This is a genomic window from Streptomyces sp. NPDC014870 (assembly GCF_043081505.1).
Lineage (GTDB): Bacteria > Actinomycetota > Actinomycetes > Streptomycetales > Streptomycetaceae > Streptomyces.
The window spans coordinates 56,295-77,709 of sequence record NZ_JBIBWQ010000017.1; the positions used below are offsets into that span (position 1 = coordinate 56,295).

The 21,415-nt window shown below is 68.4% G+C and carries 13 protein-coding genes; 2 read left to right on the forward strand and 11 right to left on the reverse strand.

All coding sequences use genetic code 11. The features are described from left to right. Position 1: 1 nt before the first annotated feature. The 7 genes from ACF09C_RS36885 to ngcE form a co-directional block, all read right to left on the reverse strand. A complete protein-coding gene (locus ACF09C_RS36885; RefSeq protein WP_392097993.1) occupies positions 2-1,345 on the reverse strand; it encodes a sugar ABC transporter permease in 1,344 nt (447 codons plus the stop codon). After that, on the reverse strand, positions 1,342-2,154 hold the full coding sequence (locus ACF09C_RS36890; RefSeq protein WP_392097995.1) for an ATP-binding cassette domain-containing protein: 813 nt from the start codon (positions 2,152-2,154) through the stop codon (positions 1,342-1,344). The genes ACF09C_RS36885 and ACF09C_RS36890 overlap by 4 nt, the downstream gene beginning before the upstream one ends. A gap of 191 nt (positions 2,155-2,345) precedes the next feature. Further along, the gene (locus tag ACF09C_RS36895) at positions 2,346-3,446 is read right to left on the reverse strand and encodes a substrate-binding domain-containing protein (RefSeq protein WP_392097997.1); all 1,101 of its coding nucleotides are present in this window, start codon (positions 3,444-3,446) and stop codon (positions 2,346-2,348) included. Positions 3,447-3,568: 122 nt separating this feature from the next. Beyond that, entirely contained in the window at positions 3,569-4,780 is a 1,212-nt protein-coding gene (locus ACF09C_RS36900; RefSeq protein WP_362421714.1) for an ROK family transcriptional regulator, read from the reverse strand. Between the two features lie 316 nt (positions 4,781-5,096). Further along, on the reverse strand, positions 5,097-6,020 hold the full coding sequence (locus ACF09C_RS36905) for a carbohydrate ABC transporter permease (protein WP_392098085.1): 924 nt from the start codon (positions 6,018-6,020) through the stop codon (positions 5,097-5,099). Between the two features lie 100 nt (positions 6,021-6,120). Then, the gene (locus ACF09C_RS36910) at positions 6,121-7,050 is read right to left on the reverse strand and encodes a carbohydrate ABC transporter permease (protein ID WP_392097999.1); all 930 of its coding nucleotides are present in this window, start codon (positions 7,048-7,050) and stop codon (positions 6,121-6,123) included. A gap of 115 nt (positions 7,051-7,165) precedes the next feature. Next, a complete protein-coding gene (ngcE, locus tag ACF09C_RS36915) occupies positions 7,166-8,659 on the reverse strand; it encodes an N-acetylglucosamine/diacetylchitobiose ABC transporter substrate-binding protein (RefSeq protein ID WP_392098001.1) in 1,494 nt (497 codons plus the stop codon). A gap of 387 nt (positions 8,660-9,046) precedes the next feature. Between ngcE and ACF09C_RS36920 the strand changes: the two genes are divergently transcribed. Both ACF09C_RS36920 and ACF09C_RS36925 read left to right on the forward strand, forming a co-directional pair. After that, the gene (locus ACF09C_RS36920; RefSeq protein WP_392098003.1) at positions 9,047-12,868 is read left to right on the forward strand and encodes a GH92 family glycosyl hydrolase; all 3,822 of its coding nucleotides are present in this window, start codon (positions 9,047-9,049) and stop codon (positions 12,866-12,868) included. Positions 12,869-13,020: 152 nt separating this feature from the next. Continuing rightward, the gene (locus ACF09C_RS36925; protein WP_392098005.1) at positions 13,021-13,938 is read left to right on the forward strand and encodes an FG-GAP repeat domain-containing protein; all 918 of its coding nucleotides are present in this window, start codon (positions 13,021-13,023) and stop codon (positions 13,936-13,938) included. Between the two features lie 93 nt (positions 13,939-14,031). On the opposite strand, the gene ACF09C_RS36930 is transcribed toward ACF09C_RS36925, so the two are convergent. From ACF09C_RS36930 to ACF09C_RS36945, 4 genes are all read right to left on the reverse strand, one after another. Next, positions 14,032-14,466, reverse strand: coding sequence for a hypothetical protein (locus tag ACF09C_RS36930; protein WP_392098007.1), 435 nt, complete (start codon positions 14,464-14,466; stop codon positions 14,032-14,034). 69 nt (positions 14,467-14,535) lie between these two features. Continuing rightward, positions 14,536-17,091: an RHS repeat-associated core domain-containing protein gene (locus ACF09C_RS36935; protein WP_392098009.1), complete on the reverse strand. Its 2,556-nt coding sequence runs from the start codon at positions 17,089-17,091 to the stop codon at positions 14,536-14,538. Positions 17,092-17,461: 370 nt separating this feature from the next. Continuing rightward, a complete protein-coding gene (gene acnA, locus ACF09C_RS36940; RefSeq protein WP_392098011.1) occupies positions 17,462-20,176 on the reverse strand; it encodes an aconitate hydratase AcnA in 2,715 nt (904 codons plus the stop codon). A gap of 151 nt (positions 20,177-20,327) precedes the next feature. Then, entirely contained in the window at positions 20,328-21,356 is a 1,029-nt protein-coding gene (locus ACF09C_RS36945) for a helix-turn-helix domain-containing protein (protein ID WP_392098012.1), read from the reverse strand. Positions 21,357-21,415 lie beyond the last annotated feature (59 nt).

Below are 21,415 nucleotides of genomic sequence, written 5' to 3' on the forward strand. Positions count from 1 at the left end.
GCTACGCGCGACCCGCGGTCTTCTGCGTACGACGCGAGACCGAGTCGATCACGACGGCGGCGAGGAGCACCGCGCCGGTGATCATGTTCTGGATGGAGTTGGACATGCCGATCATGTTCAGACCCTGCTGGATCGACTGGATCACGATCATGCCCAGGAGTGCCGACCAGACCTTGCCACGGCCGCCGAAGAGGCTGGTGCCGCCGATGACGGCGGCCGCGATGACCAGCATCAGGGTGTTGCCGCCACCGAGGCTCTTGGTGGCGCCGCCCGAGAGGCTGGCGATGAACAGTCCGCCGAACGCGGCCAGCGTGCCGGAGATCGCGAAGACGGCGATCCGGACCCCGTCGACGTTGATGCCGGCGCGGCGCGCCGCCTCGGCGCTGCCGCCGACCGCGAAGACCTTCCGGCCGAACAGGGTGCGGCGTGCGACGAAGTCGGCGAGGACGAGCACGGCCAGGAACAGGACCAGGGCCAGCGGCAGACCGCGGGCGCCCTCGGGCTCGTTCATGACGAAGGCGACGGCGAAGACGAGCACCGCGACGACGACCGTGCGCAGCACGATCTCGCTGACCGGGCGGGCCGGCAGGAGGGCGGCCTTGCGGCGGCTGCTGTCGCGCAGCAGCGAGGCGACGTAGACCACGACCGCGACGAGGGCCAGGCCGTACGCGGCGACCTTGTCGGCGAAGAAGTAGTTGGTGAGGTTCTCCACGACACTGCCCGAGGGCGTGTTGATCGAGCCCTCGCCGCCCATCAGCCACTCCTGGAACCCCATCCAGCCGAGGAAGCCGGCGAGGGTGACCACGAAGGCGGGGACGCCGATCTTGGCGAAGAAGAAGCCGTGGAGCGCGCCGATGGCCGTGCCGGTGAGCACGGCGAGCACGATGGCCAGCCACTCGTTCATGCCGTTGCTGACCTGCAGCCCGGCCCAGACCGCCGCGCCGACGCCGGCCACGGAACCCATCGACAGGTCGATCTCGCCGAGGACGAGGACGAAGACGATGCCGACGGCCATGATGCCGAGGCCCGAGGCGTACACCGCGATGTTGGCTACGGAGCTCGCGGAGAGGAAGTTCTCGTTCTGGACCTGGAAGACGATCGCGATGACGATCAGGCCGAGGACGACGGGCAGGGAGCCGAGCTCGCCGCCGCGGATCTTGCGGGTGAACTCGGTCCAGTAGCCCTTGATGCCCTCCTCGCGGACCAGCAGGCGCGGGTCGACGGCGGGGATCGGGGCGGCGGAGGCCTCCACGGGGGCGGCCTGGGCCGGTACGGCGGCGTCCGGGGCCGTCTCGGGCGTCTCGGCCGTCTCGGGCGTCTCGGGGGTCTTGGCGAGGTCGCTCACTTCGCGTCCTCCTTCGTGGCGGTGGCCGTGGCCGAGGCCGTCCGGGCCTGCCGACGGGTCACGGCGTTGTCCGTGGCACCGGTGATGGCGGCGATGATCGTCTCGTGGCTGGTCTCGGCGACCTTGAAGTCGCCGTTGTTGCGGCCGAGGCGCAGGACCGCGACGCGGTCCGCGACGGCGCGGACGTCGGCCATGTTGTGGCTGATGAGGATGACTCCGTGGCCGCGCTCGCGCAGCCGCTCCACGAGGTCGAGCACCTGTGCGGTCTGCTCGACGCCGAGGGCGGCCGTGGGCTCGTCCAGGATGACGATCTTCGGGTCGCCGATCAGGGCGCGCGCGATGGCCACGACCTGGCGCTGACCGCCGGAGAGGGCGGCGACGGGGATGCGGACCGACGGGATGCGGATGGACAGGGTGTCCAGGAGCTCCTTGGCGCGCTTCTCCATGGCGATCTCGTCGAGGACGGAGCCGGAGCTCAGCTCGCTGCCGAGGAAGAGGTTGGCGACGACGTCGAGGTTGTCGCAGAGCGCCAGGTCCTGGTAGACGGTGGCGACCCCGAGGTTCTGGGCGTCGTGGGGCTTGGCGATCTGGACGGGCTTGCCGTCCCACTCGATGACGCCCTCGTCGATCGGGTGCACACCCGAGATCGTCTTGACGAGAGTCGACTTGCCGGCGCCGTTGTCGCCGACCAGGGCGACGACCTCACCGGCGTGGATCTCCAGTTCTACGTCGGTGAGCACCTGGACGGCGCCGAACCGCTTGGAGACCCCGCGCAACGCCAGCACGGGCGTAGCGGACACGTGAATCATCTCCTTCGCCGCCTGACCGGCGGGGATGGTGGTGCGAAGAGCACTGAGGGGGCTGTGAGAGAGTCCGGCGCCCCGCCCCCGCTTGCGGGGCGTGGAACGGGGCGGGGGCGCCGGACCGGACCGGGGGGCCGTTCGGAGGAGGCCGCGGGGCGGCCCGGGAGGGCTCCGAAGGGCCGTGCCGGCAGCGGGGGTTACTTGATGCCCGCCGCCTCGCAGGCCGCCTTGTACTCGGCGGTGCAGATGTCGGCCGCCTTGTAGACGCCGTCCTTGATGATCGTGCCGGCGATGTCGCCCTTGGTGACGATCTGGGCGTCGTACAGCTTCGCCGGGATGTCCTTGAACTCACCGGTCAGGCTGGTGACCTTGGTGGGGACGAGGTCGTCGATCTTCTCGCCCTTGAGGAGGCGGACGGCGATCTCGGCGGTGGTCTCGGCCTCCGGCTTGATCTGCTTGTAGATCGTGAAGGCCTGCTCGTCCTTCAGGATCCGCTGCAGACCGGCGAGCTCGGCGTCCTGGCCGCCGACCGGGACCTTGACGCCCTGCTTGGAGAGGGCGGTGATGATGCCGCCGGCCATGCCGTCGTTGGCCGAGTAGACGCCCTGGAAGCCGTCCTTGCCCAGCGAGTCGATGGCGGCACCCATCTTCTTGTTGGCCTCGTCCGGGGACCAGTCCGGGATGTCCTGCTCGTAGACGACCTTCTTGACGGCCGTGTCGAGGACGCTGTGGGCGCCCTTCTTGAACAGCGGCGCGTTCGGGTCGGTCGGCGAGCCGTTGATCATGACAACGTTGGCGTCCTTGGCCTTGTCGCCGAGCGCCTTCACGAGGCCCTCGCCCTGGAGGCGGCCGATCTTCTCGTTGTCGTAGGAGACGTAGGCGGAGATCGGGCCCTCGGCCAGCCGGTCGTACGCGACGACCTTGACGCCCTTCGTCTCGGCCTGCTGGACCCAGGACTTGGTGGCCTTGTAGTCGACCGAGTCCAGGATGATGACCTTCACGCCCTGGGTCACCAGCGCGTCGAACTGCTTCTTCTGCGTCTCGGTGTCCTGCGCGGCGTTGTTGTACTTGACCTCGCAGTCCGAGCAGAGAGCCTTGATCTTCGCCTCGATGATCGGGCGGTCGAAGGTCTCGTAGCGCGTGGTCTTGTTCTCCGGGAGCAGCAGACCGATGGTCTTGCTGTCGCCGCCGCTCCCGTTACCCGAGTCGCTGTCGCCCGCCTTGCCACAGGCGGCGACGGAGAGGGCCATGGAAACCGCGGCCGTGCCTATGACGATGCGACGCGTCACTGCGTTCATGTGGGGTTGCCTCCCTGACGAGGCCGCGACTTTGCGGCCGAGGTGGCTGGAAGTCAACTCGGCCGCGGAGACATCGTCAAGAAGTAAATCCTTAACGAGATGGCAACGGTGCCATTCGTTATCTAAGTGAAGGCAGGCGCCGAGGCCTGCGCGGCACCGGGAAGGGCGCTCTCAAGCAGGGTCGAATCGCCCATTTCGCTCAGCACGAGAGCCAGCGCGCCGAGGACCTCCGCACGGCCGCCGAGCGCCCCCGGAGCCAGCGACAACTGGCGGGCGGCGCTGGGGATGGAGTACCGCGAGACGGAGTCGCGGATGGGCGCCAGGACCAGCTCCCCCGCCTCGGCCAGGTCGCCGCCGAGGACCACCCTGCTGGGGTTGAGCAGGTTGCAGAGGTTCGCGACCCCGCTGCCGATGTGGCGGCCGACGTCGGCGATGACGCGCCGGCAGCCCGGGTCGCCCTCGCGGGCCAGCTGGACGACCCGTTCCATGGTCAGATCGGGGCCGTGGCCGGGCTGGAGCAGCGGCAGGACGTAGCGGGCGGCCGCGAAGGTCTCCAGGCAGCCGCGGTTGCCGCAGCGGCAGACCGGGCCCGACTCGTCGAGCGTGATGTGCCCGATCTCGCCCGCCGTGCCACCGGGGCCCCGGTAGACCCGCCCGTCGATGACGAGACCGGCTCCCACACCGCTGGCGACCTTGATGTACGCCAGGTCCTTCACGCCCCGCCCGCTGCCCCACACCAGCTCGCCGAGCGCGCCGAGGTTGGCGTCGTTGTCGACGTACACGGGCACGCCGAGCCGGCCCGAGAGCTCGTCGGCCGGGTTGATGCCGCTCCAGCCCGGCAGGATCGACGTGGAGCCGAGCGTGCCGGAGGAGACGTCGATCGGGCCCGGTACGCCGAGCCCGACGCCGACGACCTTGTCGCGGCCGATGCCGGTGGCCCCGATGAGCCGCATGACCAGCTGTTCCGCCCGGTCGAAGCCCTCGGCCGAGGAGGCGTCCACGTCCAGCGGCTCGGACTCCTCGGCGAGCACCTGGTGGGCGAGGTTGCCCACGGCGACCCGCAGGTGGGTGTGGCCGAAGTCCACCCCGATGACGATGCCCGCGTCGCCGGAGAGCGAGACGCTGCGCGCCCGCCGGCCGCCCGCCGATGTGGGCGTGACCTCGACGGTTCCGCCGTCCTTCAGCTCTCGCACGATGTTGGAGACCGTGGCGGCGGACAGGCCCGTCGCCCGGGCGATCTCCGCCTGGGTGAGCGAGCCCGCCATGCGTACCGCACGGACCACCCGCTCGAGATTGGCCCTGTGCAGAGATGTCTGCGACCCCGGAGTCTCCATCGACTCATCCACTCCCGCCTGCGACGGACGGTGTGATCACCGCCCCGGCCGGGGCCGCGCCTGTGAGACCCCAGCTTGTTCTCCAACTTGTGAACTCTAAGCTGAGCCTTTGGGGTTGTCTCCCGTCAAGACCTTGAGCAAGCGGAGGCTCGGATGAGCCCCGCCGCGGCCTTGCTTCCATGATGCCGCACAGCGCCTGGCCGCAGCGGCGAACGCGCAGGTCAGCGCAGGTCAGAGCGGGTACGGGGAGGCACGGGCAGGTACGGCGAAGGGCGGCCCCCGCCTGGGAGCCGCCCTTCGCGCGTATATCGATCGGTTACTTCACCGCGCCGGCCGTCAGTCCGGCGACCACCTGGCGCTGGAAGATGATGTACGCGGCGAGGACCGGGAGCATCGCCATCACCAGGCCGGCGAAGAGTCCGGACCAGTCACCCTTGTAGCCCTGGCTCACCGCGAGCTGCACCAGGCCCTGGGAGAGCACCTTCTTGTCCTGCTCGGTGTTGAGCACGGTGGGCAGGAGGTACTGGTTCCACTGGCCGAGGAAGTTGAAGATGCCCACGCTGATCAGACCGGGCTTGGCCATCGGCAGCATCACCTGGAAGAAGGTCCGGGTGTGCGAGGCGCCGTCCATGAAGGCCGCTTCCGCCACCGAGGTCGGCAGGGTGCGGAAGAAGGCCGTGAGGAAGAAGACCGTGAACGGCAGCGAGTACGCGATGTAGACCAGGATCAGGCCGTGCAGCGTGTTCAGCAGGGCCATGTTCTGCAGCACGTAGAAGAGCGGCACGAGCGCCAGGATGATCGGGAAGCTCATCCCGCCGATGAACAGGAAGTAGATGAAGCGGTTGCCCGGGAACTCGAAGCGGGCCAGGACGTAGGCCGCCATCGAGCCGAAGAGCAGCGTGCCGATGAGCGAGCCGCCGACCACCAGGATGGTGTTCAGGAAGTAGTCGCTCATGTGCGCCTCGGTCCAGGCGCGCGACCAGTTCTCGAAGTGCAGCTTGTCGGGCAGCGCCCACGGCGAGGTGAAGATCGCCCGGTCGGTCTTGAAGGAGGTCATGACCGCCCAAAGGAGCGGCATGACCACCATGATCGCCCAGATGATCAGGATGCCGTGCGAGAAGACGTTGAGGGTGGTGCCCTCGCTCTTGGGCTCCCTGCGGGGGACGGCGGGCGCGCTCGTCTTCGTGACGCCGGGCTCGGGCGGCTCGGGCAGCGCCGCGCCGGCGGGAGGGGTGTCGATGGCTTTCACCGGAGGTCACCTCGTGCTGTCGTGCCGGCCACCGCGACCGAGCTGCTTTCCTGCTGGGGATCCGGGAGCTGTCCCCCGGGAAGACACAGCATCAGTACTCCAGCCGCTCGCGCCGGCCGAACCGCATGACCACCGCCGCGAAGAGCAGCGTGACGACGAGCAGCGCGACACCGATCGTGGTCGCGTAGGCGGCCTGACCGTCGCGGAAGGCCTTCTGGTACACGTACAGCGGCATCACGATGGTGGAGTAGTCCGGCCCGCCGCCGTTGGGGCCGACGGTCATGATCTGGACGACGGCGAAGGACTCGGCGCCGAGCGCCAGGATGCCCATGTAGATCCAGCCGGACTGCACGGTGTCCCAGAGCAGCGGCAGGGTGATCTTGAAGAAGGTGGTGAAGCGGTTCGCGCCGTCGAGGAGCGCCGCCTCGTAGAAGTCCTTGGGGATCGAGGCCATGCCCGCCGAGAAGAGGACCACGAAGAAGCCGACCGTGGACCAGACGAGGACGACCATCACACAGATGAGGGCCAGGTTCGGGTCACCCAGCCAGTCGGGCTGGATGCTGCCGAGTCCGACTCCCTTGAGGACCGAGTTGATGGCTCCGCTGTTCGGGTTGTACGCGAACTGGAAGAGCAGCGCCACGATCGCGATGGACAGCACCTGCGGGAAGAAGTACACGATCTTGTAGAAGGACGAGCCGCGCACACCGGCGACCGCCGCTCCCCGGCGGCGCCGACCGCCGACATTGAGCATGAACGCGAAGAACAGCGCGAGGCCGACGGTGACCAGCGGCAGGACGACCGCGAAGGTCAGGCTGTGCTGGAGGGATTTCCAGAACACCTCGTCGTCGAGCATGCGGCTGTAGTTGTCGAACCCGACCATCCGGAATTCGGGGCTGAGTCCGCTCCAGTCCGTGAACGAGTAGTAGATGGACTGGATGAAGGGCCAGACGACGAACAGCGCGTACATGGCCAGGGGGATCGCCAGGAACCCCACGATGAAACGGTATTTGCCGTGTTGCATTCCTACCGACCCCGATCTTCCCGCGGAGTAGCCGCTGGTGCCGTGCGCGGCGCGTGTGCCGTACGCAAGGAGCCGGGGCCCGCTCCCGGTCGGCGGGAAGGGGCCCCGGCACAGCTCACTGGTGCTTGTAGTGCTTGATGGAGGAGTCCTTGGCCGCCTCGTCGGCGAACTTCTGGATCTTCTTGATCGTCTCGGCCGGGGTCGCCCGGCCGGCCATCATCTCGCCGATGCCGGCGACACCGATCTTCTCCTTCTGCAGCGCCACGTACCAGTCCTGCAGACGCGGGTTGACGACGTTCTGACCGGCCTTGTCGAGGGCCGCGACACCGGACTTCAGACCGGGGGTCAGCTCGATGCCGTCGGTGCCGCCGTTGAAGGCGGTCAGCGACTTCACGGACTTGGTGAAGTTCTTCGAGGAGGCCTCGCTGAGCATGATGCGCAGCTGCTCCATGCCGCCCTCGACGTTCTTCGCCTTCGCCGGGACGATGAACGGCTCACCGCCGGAGGCCCAGATGGTGCCGAAGGGCATCTTGTCGGAGGAGTCGATGCCGGTCGGGGCGGAGACGGCCAGGTTGAAGTCGGCCGGCATGGTCTTGGCCGCCTCGTTCTCCACCCAGGAGCCGTTCGGGATGAAGAGCGCCTTGCCCTCGGTCCAGGCGGTCTGCGACTGGATGTGGTCGAGGCCGGGGGTGCCCTGGAGGATGTAGCCCTTGCGCTGGAGCTCGTAGTACGCCTCGAAACAGGCCTTGACGGCGGGGTGCTCCCAGGCCTTCGGCTCCAGGTTGTCGATCGCGTCGAGGACCTCGCGGCCGCCGACCTTGGCGATCATCGGGTAGAGCGAGAAGGGGACGTAGTACGGGTGCTTGCCGGCGTACGTCCAGCCGGCGATGCCCTTCTTCTTGGCCTTCTCGCAGACCGCCAGCATCTCGTCCCAGGTCTCCGGGTACTTCGCGTCGAGCGAGTCCAGGAGCTTCTGCGAGTACCAGACGCCGTAGACCGTGTAGGCGTAGTAGAGGATCCAGACCGGGGCGCCGTCGAACTGGCCCATCTCCACGATGCCGGGGCGCAGCGTGTCGCGGACCTTCTTGTTCGGGTCGTCGATCGAGGCCGCGTCGAGCAGCGAGGTGAGGTCGGCGAGCTGCTTCTGGCCGACGAGGACGCCCATGTCCATCTGCTCGGCGCCGGAGTTGTCGATGAGGTCCGGCGGGTTGCCGCCGTTGAACCGCGGCTGCAGCTCGGTGGTGATCTTCTGGGTGGCGGTGAACTTGACCTTGGCCTGCGGGTAGGTGGTCTCGTAGACCTTCACCGCGTCCTTGGCGTACTGCTGGCCGAAGCCGCCGTCGAAGAGGACGAAGTCGAGGGGGGCCGAACCGTTGACGCCGAGGGGGTTCTTCTCGGACTTGGTGCCCTTCTCGACCTTGTCGCCGCCGTCGGAGGTGCCGCCGCTGGCGCAGGCGGAGAGGAAGCTCATCGTCGGCACCGAGATCAGACCGAGAGCGGCGGAGCGCTTGATCAGACTGCGGCGGCCGAGGCCCTCGCCGGCGGGCGCGGAAGAGCTGTTCGCGGTGGTGCCGTTCGCGGAGGTGTCGTGCGCGGAGGTGGATCCCATGCTCAAGTCCTCGCCTTCATTCAGGACTCAGGCGGTGTACCGGTCGCCCGTTATCTGCTCGCCACAGGCGAAGGGCCCCGCCACCGCATTCGTGTGCAGCTTGGGTCGTACACGTACTGGCGTCGTGCCGTCGGGTGTGTGCCACGACGGCCCGGACGCCGACAGGTATAGTCCACTTCCCTTCTCCTGAGCAAGATCGAAAGCCGGTTTGCACGGCAGTCTTTCCCGAGTTGAGACCTCGCGGATTATGACGGCGTATAAGTGCCGTTTCCTCCCCCGACTTGCTGTCAACACCCTTGACACCCTCTGCGACTTGACCCCCTACTGGAGCCTGCGTCATTCGGTTGACAACGTTGTCCAAATCCCCGGCAGGAGCGGCGACACTCCATGGATCCCAGCATTCGCACCCGATCACGGACGCGGAACCCCCGCCTCAGAGCCGTCGCGCTGCTCGCGTCGACGGCGCTGGCACTGACCTCGACACCCTCGGTGGCACAGGCGCTTCCCGGCCAACCGGACAGACCGCCCCGGGAGTTCACCACCTCCTTCGAACCGGACGAAACCCAGCCCACCTGGCGCAACTCGGTGGACACCGCGGCGGACGGCACCCGCCGGTCGTCGGGGGTCGACGGCGGATTCGCCAGTGGAATTCCGGGCAATGTCACCGACAAGGTGGTGGCGCTGCGGGCCAGCGGCGAACACGCGGGAGCGGGCGAGACCAAGGAGAACCTGGTCGACCTCCAGCCCTCCACGAAATGGCTTGTGTTCGAGCCCACCGCCTGGCTGGAGTTCGACCTGGACGAGCCGGTCAAGGTGGTCACATACGCGCTGACCTCGGCGAACGACGCGGCCGAGCGCGACCCGAAGGACTGGACCCTCAAGGGCTCGACGGACGGCAAGGAGTGGACGGTCCTCGACAGCCGGACGGACCAGAGCTTCGCCAAGCGCTTCGAGACCAGGACGTTCGACTTCGCGGGCGACACCGCCTACCGCCATTACCGGCTGGAGATCACGAAGAACTCGGGCGCGAATCTCACCCAACTGGCCGACGTTCAGTTCTCGAACGGGGACACCTCGGCCCCCGTGCCCGAGGAGATGCGCAGTCATGTCGACCGCGGCCCCGGCGGCTCACCGACGGCGAAGGCGAACGCGGGCTTCACGGGGACGCGGGCGCTGCGCTACGCCGGTACGCACAAGCCGGCCGGCCGGGCGTACTCGTACAACCGGATCTTCGACGTGGACACCCGCGTCGAGCGGGACACCGAGCTGTCGTACCGGATCTTCCCGTCGATGCCCGAGACGGACCTCAACTACCCGGCCACGAACGTGTCGGTGGACCTGGCGTTCACCGACGGCACCCTGCTGAGCGAGCTGCGGGCCACCGACTCCCACGGCGGCCTGCTCTCCCCGCAGGGCCAGGGCGCGGCGAAGCGGCTCTACGTCAACCAGTGGAACCAGGTGTCCGCGCGGATCGGCTCGGTCGCGGCCGGGAAGACCGTGGACCGGATCCTGGTCGCGTACGACTCCCCCAAGGGCCCGGCGAAGTTCCAGGGCTGGATCGACGACGTCGCGCTGAAGCCCAAGGCGCCCGAGAAGCGGCTCGCCCGGCTCTCCGACTACGCCTCGACCACCCGGGGCACGAACTCCAGCGGTTCGTTCTCGCGCGGCAACACCTTCCCGGCCACCGCGGTCCCGCACGGCTTCAACTTCTGGACGCCGGTGACCAACGCGGCCTCGCAGAGCTGGCTGTACGAGTACGCGCGCGGCAACAACGCGGACAACCTGCCGACCGTTCAGGCCTTCGCGGCGAGCCACGAGCCGAGCCCCTGGATGGGTGACCGGCAGACCTTCCAGCTGATGCCCTCGGCGGCGGCCGGCGCTCCGGTCACCGACCGGACGGCGCGGGCGCTCGCCTTCCGCCACGAGAAGGAGACGGCACGCCCGCACCACTACGGCGTCACCTTCGAGAACGGCCTCAAGGCCGAGATGACCCCGACCGACCACGCGGCGATGATGCGCTTCACCTATCCCGGTGAGGACGCGAGCGTGATCTTCGACAACGTGACCGACCAGGGCGGTCTGACGCTCGATCCGGCGACGCGCTCCTTCACCGGCTACTCCGACGTGAAGAGCGGCCTGTCGACCGGTGCGACGCGGATGTTCGTGTACGGCGTCTTCGACGCGCCGGTCACCGACTCCGCCGCGCAGGGCGTGAAGGGCCACTTCCGCTTCGACGCGGGCGCGGACCGCACGGTGACGCTCCGCCTTGCCACCTCGCTGCTCTCGGTCGACCAGGCCAAGGCGAACCTCGCGGACGAGCTGCCGGAGGCCAGCCGCTTCGAGCAGGTGAAGGACCGGGCGCAGACCGCCTGGGACCGGATCCTCGGCCGGGTGGAGGTGGAGGGCGCGAACCACGACCAGCTGACGACCCTCTACTCCTCGCTCTACCGCCTCTACCTCTACCCGAACTCGGGCTTCGAGAAGGTGGGGTCGACGTACAAGTACGCGAGCCCGTTCTCCCCGATGACGGGCGAGGACACCCCCACCCATACCGGGGCGAAAGTCGTGAACGGCAAGGTCTATGTCAACAACGGCTTCTGGGACACGTACCGCACGACCTGGCCGGCGTACTCCTTCCTCACCCCGACGAAGGCCGGCGAACTGGTCGACGGCTTCGTGCAGCAGTACAAGGACGGCGGCTGGATCTCCCGCTGGTCCTCCCCCGGCTACGCGGATCTGATGACCGGCACGTCCTCGGACGTGGCGTTCGCCGACGCGTACGTCAAGGGCGTGGACTTCGACGCGGAGGCGGCGTACGAGGCGGCGCTGAAGAACGCCACGGTCGTGCCGCCGAGCCGGGGCGTGGGCCGCAAGGGCATGGAGACCTCGCCCTTCCTCGGCTACGCGTCGACCGAGACCCACGAGGGCCTCTCGTGGTCCCTGGAGGGGTACCTCAACGACTACGGCATCGCGAAGATGGCCCAGGCGCTGCACAAGAAGACGGGGAAGAAGCGGTACCAGGAGGAGGCGTCGTACTTCCTGTCCCGCGCGCAGAGCTACGTCTCGCTCTTCGACTCGGAGGCCGGCTTCTTCCAGGGCCGCGACCTGAAGGGCGAGTGGCGGGTTCCGTCGGCGAGCTACGACCCGCGAATCTGGGGCCACGACTACACGGAGACGAACGGCTGGGGCTACGCGTTCACGGCGCCGCAGGACTCGCGGGGCCTGGCGGCGCTGTACGGCGGCCGGAAGGGCCTGGGCGACAAACTGGACACGTACTTCTCCACCCCGGAGACGGCGAGCCCGGAGTTCGTCGGCTCGTACGGCAGCGTCATCCACGAGATGACGGAGGCCAGGGACGTCCGGATGGGCATGTACGGCCACTCCAACCAGGTCGCGCACCACGTGCCGTACATGTACAACGCGGCCGGGCAGCCCTGGAAGACGCAGGAGAAGGTCCGCGAGGTCGTCTCCCGCCTCTACACCGGCAGCGAGATCGGGCAGGGCTACCACGGCGACGAGGACAACGGCGAGCAGTCGGCCTGGTACCTCTTCTCCGCGCTCGGCTTCTACCCGCTGGTGATGGGCAGCGGGGAGTACGCGATCGGCTCGCCGCTCTTCACGAAGGCGACGGTGCGGATGGACAACGGCCGCACGCTGGTGGTCGAGGCTCCCCGGAACAGCGCGAAGAACATCTACGTGCAGGGCGTGCGGGTGAACGGCAAGCAGTGGAACTCCACGGCGCTCCCGCACGACGTGCTGGCCCGCGGCGGCAGGCTGACCTTCGACATGGGCCCGCGGCCGTCGGCCTGGGGCACGGGCAAGCAGGCGGGCCCGGTCTCGATCACCCCGGACGGCGCGAGCCCGTCGCCGCGCACGGACGCGACGACGGGGACGGGGCCGCTGGTGGACAACACCTCGGCGACGTCGGCGACGGTGACGTCGCCTGTGGAGTTCCCGATGGCGACCGGGACGCGGGCGGCGCAGTACACGCTGACCTCGGCGACGGCGGGTTCGGCGCCGTCGGGTTGGGTGCTGCAGGGTTCGACGGACGGAAAGAAGTGGGCGGATCTGGACCGAAGGTCGGGCGAGTCCTTCAGCTGGAATCGGCAAACCAGGGCATTCACGATCAAATCGCCTTCGGCATTCACGACATACCGTCTGATAGTGGACGGCGAGGCGCAATTGGCGGAAGTCGAGCTACTGCGCTGATTCGACTGATCGTGACTGTCTATCCGAAACAGTTCTGTCACAAACAAATTGCCCTGTGAAGATCCTGTGCGAGGATCTTCGGGCATGAGTGGTCCGCCGCGTCCCTCTACAGGGGCGCGGCGGATCCGTTTCGACAAAAAGGGGAGCACTACGTGGCCAATTCTTCTGGCCTGAACACCACGGGCATCCTGTCCCGTGTCACGGTCGCGGCGATAACCGCGGCCCTGGTCGCCACGACCACGAGCGCGGTCGCGGCGGAGGCCCCGACGCCCCGCTCTGCGGACTCCGCGCAGTCCGCGCCGGCCGCCGGCGCCTTCAATTCCCCGGCCGCTGCGGCCGACGCCCCGGTCAACGCCCTGTACGGCGTCGACAGCACGGGCTTCATGTACGGCTACGTCCCGAACGGCCAGGGCGGCCTCGACAGCCGGATGTTCACCGGCTCCGGGTGGGAGTACACCAAGCAGCTCACCCAGGTCGACCACGACGCCGACGGCAGCTCCGACGGCATCTGGGCGGTCACCAACGGCACGCTGGACTACCTCGCCTGGGGCGAGGACCCGGTGCGCATCGGCAGTGGCTGGGGCATCTACAACAAGGTGATCTCCACCGGCAACCTGGGCGGCGCCGCCGCGGACGACCTGCTCGCCCGTGACAACGCCGGCAAGCTGTACATCTACCTCGGCTACGGCAACGGCAAGGTCACCAGCCGTACCCTGGTCGGCGCGGGCTGGGGCGCGTACACCCAGATCGCCGGCAACGGCGACCTGAACAACGACGGCAAGGCCGACATCGTCGCGCGCGACGGCTCGGGCGTGCTGTGGCTGTACAAGGGCACGGGCAACTACAAGGCCCCGTTCGAGGGCCGCACCAAGATCGGTGCCGGCTGGAACATGTTCAACAACCTCGTCTCGGTCGGTGACATCGACCTGGACGGCATCACGGACCTGATCGCCCGCGACACGTCCGGCAAGCTGTACCGCTACTCGGGCACCGGCATCGCCTCCGCCCCGTTCAAGCCGAAGGCCGTCATCGGCACCGGCGGCTGGAACACGTACCGCCTGATGTTCTGATCGACGCCTCTGGCGCCTGACGAACAGACGAACGGGCCCCGCTCCTCGCAGGAGGAGCGGGGCCTGTTTCGTGTGCGTGGGGACCCGAGACGGTCAGCGGCGATGGGCGCGGTCCAGCGCTTCACACATGACCGTCACCTGCCGTCGCACTCGGCCGTTGGTACGCGGACGCCCCGAGGTGTAGCCGGCCAGAACCAGGATCGGCAGGTCCTTGCCGTCCGCCTTCTTGACCACGGGCATCTCCGCCTCCAGGAGACCACTCCCGCCCAGCGGTTCGACGAGAATCGACTGAACCTCGCCCCAGGACAGGCGAGTCCTTTTGAAGATTCCCCGGTAGTGGATCCCCCGTTCGTCGACCCGGGCCCCTGCGAAGGGAGCCGTCGCCGACACCCATCCCCCCAGGCCCAGGCTCAGGACCACGGTGAACTCGTTTCCGCTGAACTCACCCACAGCCAGGACCGAGACCCCAATGGACAGGGCCATCAACCCCAACACGAAGCAGACCCAGTTCCAGGATCCAACGAGCATCGATCAGCCTTTCAGGAAATCTTCCGAGCGGGATGAACGGCAGGTCATCCAAGAGGGCGTTCCACTGCTTCAGTTCAAGAATGCGGAACTCGCATTGACGATGGTCGGCATGGAGACTGCCACTCTGTAGAGGGGATGGTAGGCCTCGCCGCCCCGCCAGGCAGCTCCCTGGTAGAAGGAAGGGACCCGTGCTCTCTCGACGATTCCGGAGAGGTTGCCGAACTTCGCGTACCGGAGTGCGCTCCCCGTACCGAATGTGCCCGCCGTGACGATGCCATCAAATACGTTGGCCCGCCAAGTCTTCTTCCAACCGCCTCCCTCAGAGGCACGCTGCTGGGCTCGAACGCCATACGCAGCCGCTTGCAGACCGGCACAGGCTGCCCAGCCGACTGCCGGCACGAAGCAGCCGACTGTTGCGCCGACACTCGCTACCAGCCCCCTGTTCTCATAGATCCAGTCCCCCACATCCTTGGCGCGCTCGATCGTGCTGTTGATCTGGCCCACTGTGGCCTTGACCAGCCCGCCCTTGATGCTGTCCCAGGTGTGTCTCGCAACCCGCTGTTGGGCCGTGCGGGCTTGAGCTCGTTTCGCTGCCTGTGCCTTGGTCGCTGCCACTTCGTTCGCGTCGTAGTGGTAGACCTTGTACTCAGACGGATTCGCCCGGTACGACTTGTAGCGTCGCTGGGACTCGGCGTCCTTGCGCGGACTCTGGTTCCAGACGTACTTGCCGCTCTTCTTGGTGTAGTGGCCGGTGTTCATGCCGCGCTCTTTGGCCCAGTACTCGTCCGCGACGCCATTGCCGCCGACGGGGCCGTCCGGGCGGAGGCCCGTGGGGTCGGCCTTGGTCAGGGGGTTGTTGTGGCCGTAGGCGTAGGCGTTCATCTGGGCCGGGTCGTCGAAGTCGATGACCGGGTCGACCGAGAGGAAGCGGCCCGTGGTCGGGTCGTACTCGCGGGCTCCCAGGTGGGTCAGGCCCGTCGGGTCGTTCGTGCCGCCGACGAAGCCGCGGGGGCCGAAGGCGCCCGACTGGGCCGTGCGCAGAGCGCCGAAGGGGAGTTGCCTGCGGTGCGTGACGGCCAGGGTGGCCGTGTCGATCGCCGTCATCGCCGTGCCCTGGTGGTCGCCGACCAGGTACGAGACAGCCGCTCCGGTGCGGACCGCGATCGTCTCGCCGCCATGGGTGTAGTACCGGGTCGCGGTCTTCGTTCCGGTGGGCGCCAGCCTCAGTTCGTCGCCGTTGGGGAGAGACAGCGTGCTGCTGCCGTCCGCGTTCCTGGCGAGGAGTCGCTTGCCGTCGGCGTCGTAGACGTAGTTCATCGTTCCACCGGCCTCCGTCACCGTCGCGAGGTGGCCCTCCGCGTCCCACGTCAGGTCCTGGACCTTCGTGCCGATGGTGCGGTGAGTGGTGTTGCCCGTGGCGTCGTACCTGAAGGTGCTGACCCGGCCGTTGTCCGGGCCACCCGTGACCGTGGCCTGCTGGACGGCGTGCGGACGGTCGGCCTTCGGAGCCGGGTGCGTGTAAGCGGTCGTGGCACCGGCCAGCTTGTCGCTCTGGTCCGTGCGGTTGCCGAGTTTGTCGTACCCGTACGTGAGCCAGTAGGCGTCGGGGCCGCCGACGCTGGTCGCGGACGGTGCCGTGGCACAGTCGGTGGTCGCCGTCCACGCCTCCGTCAGCCGGCCGAGGCCGTCGTTGGTGAAGCACTGGCGGTCCTTCGACGCGGTGGCGTCCTGGCCCGTGGTGCTGGTGACGCCCGTGACGTTGCCCGCCTGGTCGTAGTCGTACAGGGAGCGGTCGACCCGTCGCGGGGCGAGGAAGCGGTCGGTGGTCCGCTCGATCAGGCGCCCGGTGTGCTCGTCGTACGCCTGGGTCCGGTAGACCTTCTTGTCGAGGGCGTCGCCGAACTCCGTTCCCACGGGACGGCCGTGGACGTCGTACTGGGTGTTCGCGACGAGCAGGACTCCGGCCCTCGTCGTCCGGTAGGGCTGGTCGTCGCTGTTGTAGCCGGTGACCACCCGCTCCGAGGGGATGTCTCCGACGGCCGGGTTCAGCGTCCACAGCAGAGCGCCGGTCTCCGCGCTGTAGCCGTACGTCCAGGTGTACGTGCCCGTGAGTCCGCCCGCGGCCGTCGGCACCGTCAGGCTGGTCGACGTCGGTTGGTAGCGGTCGTCGAACCCGCCGACGGTCGTGGTGTACTCGGCCCCGCCGGCCACCCGGGTGCTGCTGGTCAGCTGCCCCTTGGCGAGCGAGTCGTAGCTCCACTTCGAGAGCGTCGTGGCGCCGTCCTTGACCTCGGTCTTGCGGCCGAGCTTGTCGTAGACCGTCGTCAGCGTGGTCTGCCGGGCGTCCTTGGCCGATACCACCTGGCCGGCGGCGTCGTAGACGAGGTCGGTCGTGCCCTTGTCGGGGTCGTCGACCCGGACCTTCTGGCCGCGGCTGTCGTAGGTGTACGTCCAGGTGTTGCCCGCCGGGTCGGTGACCGAGGCGGGCTCGTCGTACTTGCCGTAGGTGTAGGTCGTGGACTGCGGTTCGGTCCTGCCGGGCCCCGCGTACTGGATGAGCTCGGTGGTCCGCCCGTTCGCGTCCTTGACGGTCGTCGTGGCGGTCCCGCCCTTCGGCGGGGTCACGGTGACCCGGTCGCCTCCGTAGACCGACGTGGTCCGCCACTTCTCCTCGCCGCGGAATAGCGAGACGGCGTCGGTGACCCGACCGGTCCCGTCGTAGGTGTTCTCCGTGACGTTGTCGAGCTGGTGGACGTCCTTCGCCGTGGAGAGCGTCGCGGACGGTGCTACGTCGGCGTAGTACGGGGCGAAGGTCCACGGGCGGCGACGGCAAGCTGTACTTCTACCCGAACGCGCAGGGCTCGGGTACCGAAGTCGGCTCCGGTGGCTGGGCGGGGTTCCAGGACCTGAGCTGAGCCGAGCCGATACTGCTATGCGGACGGGCCCCGCTCCTCCTTCGAGGAGCGGGGCCCGTTGCGTTGTGTCAGGCGATGTGTCAGCCGCGGATCAGGTTGCGGAGGACGTACTGCATGATGCCGCCGTTGCGGTAGTAGTCCGCCTCGCCGGGGGTGTCGATGCGGACGACCGCGTCGAACTCGACGCCCGTGTCCGTCGTGACCTTGACCGTGCTCGGGGTCGTGCCCTCGTTCAGCTCCGTGATGCCCGCGATGGAGAAGGTCTCCTCGCCGGTCAGGCCGAGCGAGTCGGCCGACTGGCCCGCCGGGAACTGGAGCGGGAGGACGCCCATGCCGATGAGGTTCGAGCGGTGGATGCGCTCGTACGACTCGGTGATGACGGCCTTGACGCCGAGGAGGGCCGTGCCCTTGGCCGCCCAGTCGCGGGACGAGCCGGAGCCGTACTCCTTGCCGCCCAGGATGACCAGCGGGGTGCCGGCGGCCTGGTAGTTCTGCGAGGCGTCGTAGATGAACGAGACCGGCGCGTCGGCCTGCGTGAAGTCGCGGGTGAAGCCGCCCTCCGTGCCCGGCGCGATCTGGTTGCGCAGGCGGATGTTGGCGAACGTGCCGCGGATCATGACCTCGTGGTTGCCTCGGCGGGAACCGTACGAGTTGAAGTCGCGGCGCTCGACGCCGTGCTCCGTCAGGTACTTGCCCGCCGGGGTGTCGGCCTTGATGGCGCCGGCCGGGGAGATGTGGTCGGTGGTGACCGAGTCGCCCAGCTTGGCGAGGACGCGCGCGCCGACGATGTCGGAGACCGGGGTGGTCTCCATCGTCATGCCCTCGAAGTACGGGGGCTTGCGGACGTAGGTGGACTCGGCGTCCCACTCGAAGGTGTTGCCGGTCGGGATCGAGAGCGCCTGCCACTGGGCGTCGCCCGCGAAGACGTCCTGGTAGGACTTGCTGAACATGTCCTCGCCGATGGCGTTGGCGACGACGTCGTTCACCTCGGCCTCGGAGGGCCAGATGTCCTTGAGGAAGACCGGGTTGCCCTCGGTGTCGGTGCCGAGCGCGTCCTTCGTGATGTCGACCTTCATCGAACCCGCGAGGGCGTACGCGACGACCAGCGGCGGGGAGGCCAGGTAGTTCATCTTGACGTCGGGGTTGATACGGCCCTCGAAGTTCCGGTTGCCGGAGAGGACCGAGGTGACCGCGAGGTCGTGCTCGTTGACGGCCTTGGAGACCTCCTCCGGCAGCGGGCCGGAGTTGCCGATGCAGGTGGTGCAGCCGTAGCCGACGAGGTTGAAGCCGACCTTGTCGAGGTACGGGGTCAGACCCGCCTTGTCGAAGTAGTCGGTGACGACCTTCGAGCCCGGGGCGAGGGTGGTCTTGACCCACGGCTTGCGGGTCAGGCCCTTCTCGACGGCCTTCTTCGCGACGAGCGCGGCGGCGACCATCACGTACGGGTTCGAGGTGTTGGTGCAGGAGGTGATCGCGGCGACGGTGACGGCGCCGTGGTCGATCGTGTAGGTCGTGCCGTCGGGGGCGGTCACCTGGACCGGGTTCGACGGGACGCCGTTGCTGACGGCCGGGGCGTCGGAGGCCGGGAAGGACTCCTCGCCCGCCTCGTCGGCGGTGGCGACGTAGTTGCGCACGTCCTGGGCGAACTGCTGGGCGGCGTTCGCGAGGACGATGCGGTCCTGCGGGCGCTTCGGGCCGGCGATGGAGGGGACGACCGTGGAGAGGTCGAGCTCCAGCTTCTCGGAGAAGTCGGGCTCGGCGGCCGGGTCCAGCCAGAGGCCCTGCTCCTTGGCGTACGCCTCGACCAGTGCGACCTGCTGCGCGGAACGGCCGGTCAGCTTCAGGTAGTTCAGGGTCTCGCCGTCGATCGGGAAGATCGCGGCGGTGGAGCCGAACTCCGGCGACATGTTGCCGATGGTGGCGCGGTTGGCGAGGGAGGTGGCGGCGACGCCCTCACCGTAGAACTCGACGAACTTGCCGACGACGCCGTGCTTGCGCAGCATCTCGGTGATCGTGAGGACGAGGTCGGTGGCGGTGGTGCCGGTCGGCAGCTCGCCGGTCAGCTTGAAGCCGACGACGCGCGGGATCAGCATGGAGACCGGCTGGCCGAGCATGGCGGCCTCGGCCTCGATGCCGCCGACGCCCCAGCCGAGCACGCCGAGGCCGTTGACCATGGTGGTGTGCGAGTCGGTGCCGACGAGCGTGTCGGGGTACGCCTGGCCGTTGCGGACCATGACCGTACGGGCCAGGTGCTCGATGTTCACCTGGTGGACGATGCCGGTGCCCGGCGGGACGACCTTGAAGTCGTCGAAGGCGGTCTGGCCCCAGCGCAGGAACTGGTAGCGCTCCTTGTTGCGGCCGTACTCCAGCTCGACGTTCTGCGCGAACGCGTCGTTGGTGCCGAACTTGTCGGCGATGACGGAGTGGTCGATGACCATCTCGGCCGGCGACAGCGGGTTGATCTTCGCCGGGTCGCCGCCGAGCGCGGCGACGGCCTCACGCATGGTGGCGAGGTCGACGACACAGGGCACACCGGTGAAGTCCTGCATGATCACGCGGGCCGGCGTGAACTGGATCTCCTGGCTCGGCTGAGCCTGCGAGTCCCAGTTGCCCAGGGCACGGATGTGGTCGGCGGTGATGTTCGCGCCGTCCTCGGTGCGGAGGAGGTTCTCCAGAAGCACCTTCAGGCTGTAGGGAAGGCGCGCGGAGCCCTCTACCTTGTCCAGCTTGAAGATCTCGTACGACTCGTCGCCCACGCGCAGCGTGCTGCGGGCGTCGAAGCTGTTCGCCGACACGACAGTCTCCTTCATCAATGTGCGCGTATTACCGCCATGCTGCCGCCACGACTCCTCGCCGATCCGCTAAGGTAAGGCTTAGTTAGGTAACCCTTACCGGGTAGGCGGCTGCGGGTGCGCCGTAAGCAGTTATCTCGATGTCGAGATAACTCTAGTGCATCCCCGCCGCTCGGTCATGCCCGGCATGCCTGTGAGACTCCGCATGCGTCGAGTCCGTCGAGTGCGTCGCATGCATGGAGCGCGTGGTGCGGAACGTGCGGCGGTAGGTGTCCGGTGGTACGCCGATGGTGCGGTTGAAGTGGCGGCGCAGGGTCGTGGCCGTGCCCATGCCCGTGGCGGTCGCGATGGCGTCCACGCTGTCGCCGGTCGCCTCCAGGAGTTCCTGGGCGTGGCGGATCCGCTGGGTCAGCAGCCACTGGAGCGGGGTGGTGCCGGTCACCGCGCGGAAGTGGCGGGTCAGGTGGCGCGAGCTCATGTTCGCCCGGCGGGCCAGGTCCTCCACGGTCAGCGGCTCGCCGAGCCGTTCGAGGACCCAGGGGAAGAGCGCGGCGAGCGGGTGGTCGTCCTGCGCCGGGACGGGAGCCGTGACGAACTGCGCCTGACCGCCGGCCCGGTGCGGGGGTACGACGAGCCTGCGGGCGATCGTGTTGGCGAGCGCCGAGCCGTGGTCGAGGCGGACCAGGTGCAGGCACAGGTCCATCGCGGCCGCCTTGCCCGCCGAGGTGAGCACGCTGCCGTTGTCGACGTAGAGGACGTCCGGGTCGACCTCCACCCGCGGGTACCGGGACGCGAGCACGTCGGTGTGCGCCCAGTGCGTGGTCGCACGGCGCCCGTCGAGCAGCCCGGCCGCGGCGAGCACGAACGCGCCCGTGCAGAGCGAGGCCACCCGGGCGCCCGCCTCGTGGGCCGCGCGCACCGCGTCGACCAGGGCGGCGGGCGGGTCCACGTCGACGTCGGCCCAGCCGGGCACGATCACGGTGTCGGCGTGTGCGAGCCCGCCGAACCCGCCGTCCGGCTCCAGCAGGAACCTGCCGAACCGGACGGGCGCGGGCCCGTGGACGGCGAGGCGGTAGAGGGGGTCGCCGAACACCTCGTACGCCACGGAGAGTTCGAAGTGCAGCATGCCGTCGGTGACGGCGAGGGCCACGGTGGCCGTGCCTGGCTCCACGTCCGTTTTCATGTCCGGAAGTGTACGGGGCATGTCGTTCCGGACACTCGTGCCCCGCGTCCCGCACGGCC

Excerpts from the sequence above, each read along its gene's own strand:
- ACF09C_RS36920 (WP_392098003.1), top strand. The coding sequence starts at position 9,047 with ATGGATCCCAGCATTCGCACCCGATCACGGACGCGGAACCCCCGCCTC.
- ACF09C_RS36890 (WP_392097995.1), bottom strand. The coding sequence starts at position 2,154 with ATGATTCACGTGTCCGCTACGCCCGTGCTGGCGTTGCGCGGGGTCTCC.
- ACF09C_RS36900 (WP_362421714.1), bottom strand. The coding sequence starts at position 4,780 with ATGGAGACTCCGGGGTCGCAGACATCTCTGCACAGGGCCAATCTCGAG.
- ACF09C_RS36910 (WP_392097999.1), bottom strand. The coding sequence starts at position 7,050 with ATGCAACACGGCAAATACCGTTTCATCGTGGGGTTCCTGGCGATCCCC.
- ACF09C_RS36895 (WP_392097997.1), bottom strand. The coding sequence starts at position 3,446 with ATGAACGCAGTGACGCGTCGCATCGTCATAGGCACGGCCGCGGTTTCC.
- ACF09C_RS36930 (WP_392098007.1), bottom strand. The coding sequence starts at position 14,466 with ATGCTCGTTGGATCCTGGAACTGGGTCTGCTTCGTGTTGGGGTTGATG.
- ACF09C_RS36945 (WP_392098012.1), bottom strand. The coding sequence starts at position 21,356 with ATGAAAACGGACGTGGAGCCAGGCACGGCCACCGTGGCCCTCGCCGTC.
- ngcE (WP_392098001.1), bottom strand. The coding sequence starts at position 8,659 with ATGGGATCCACCTCCGCGCACGACACCTCCGCGAACGGCACCACCGCG.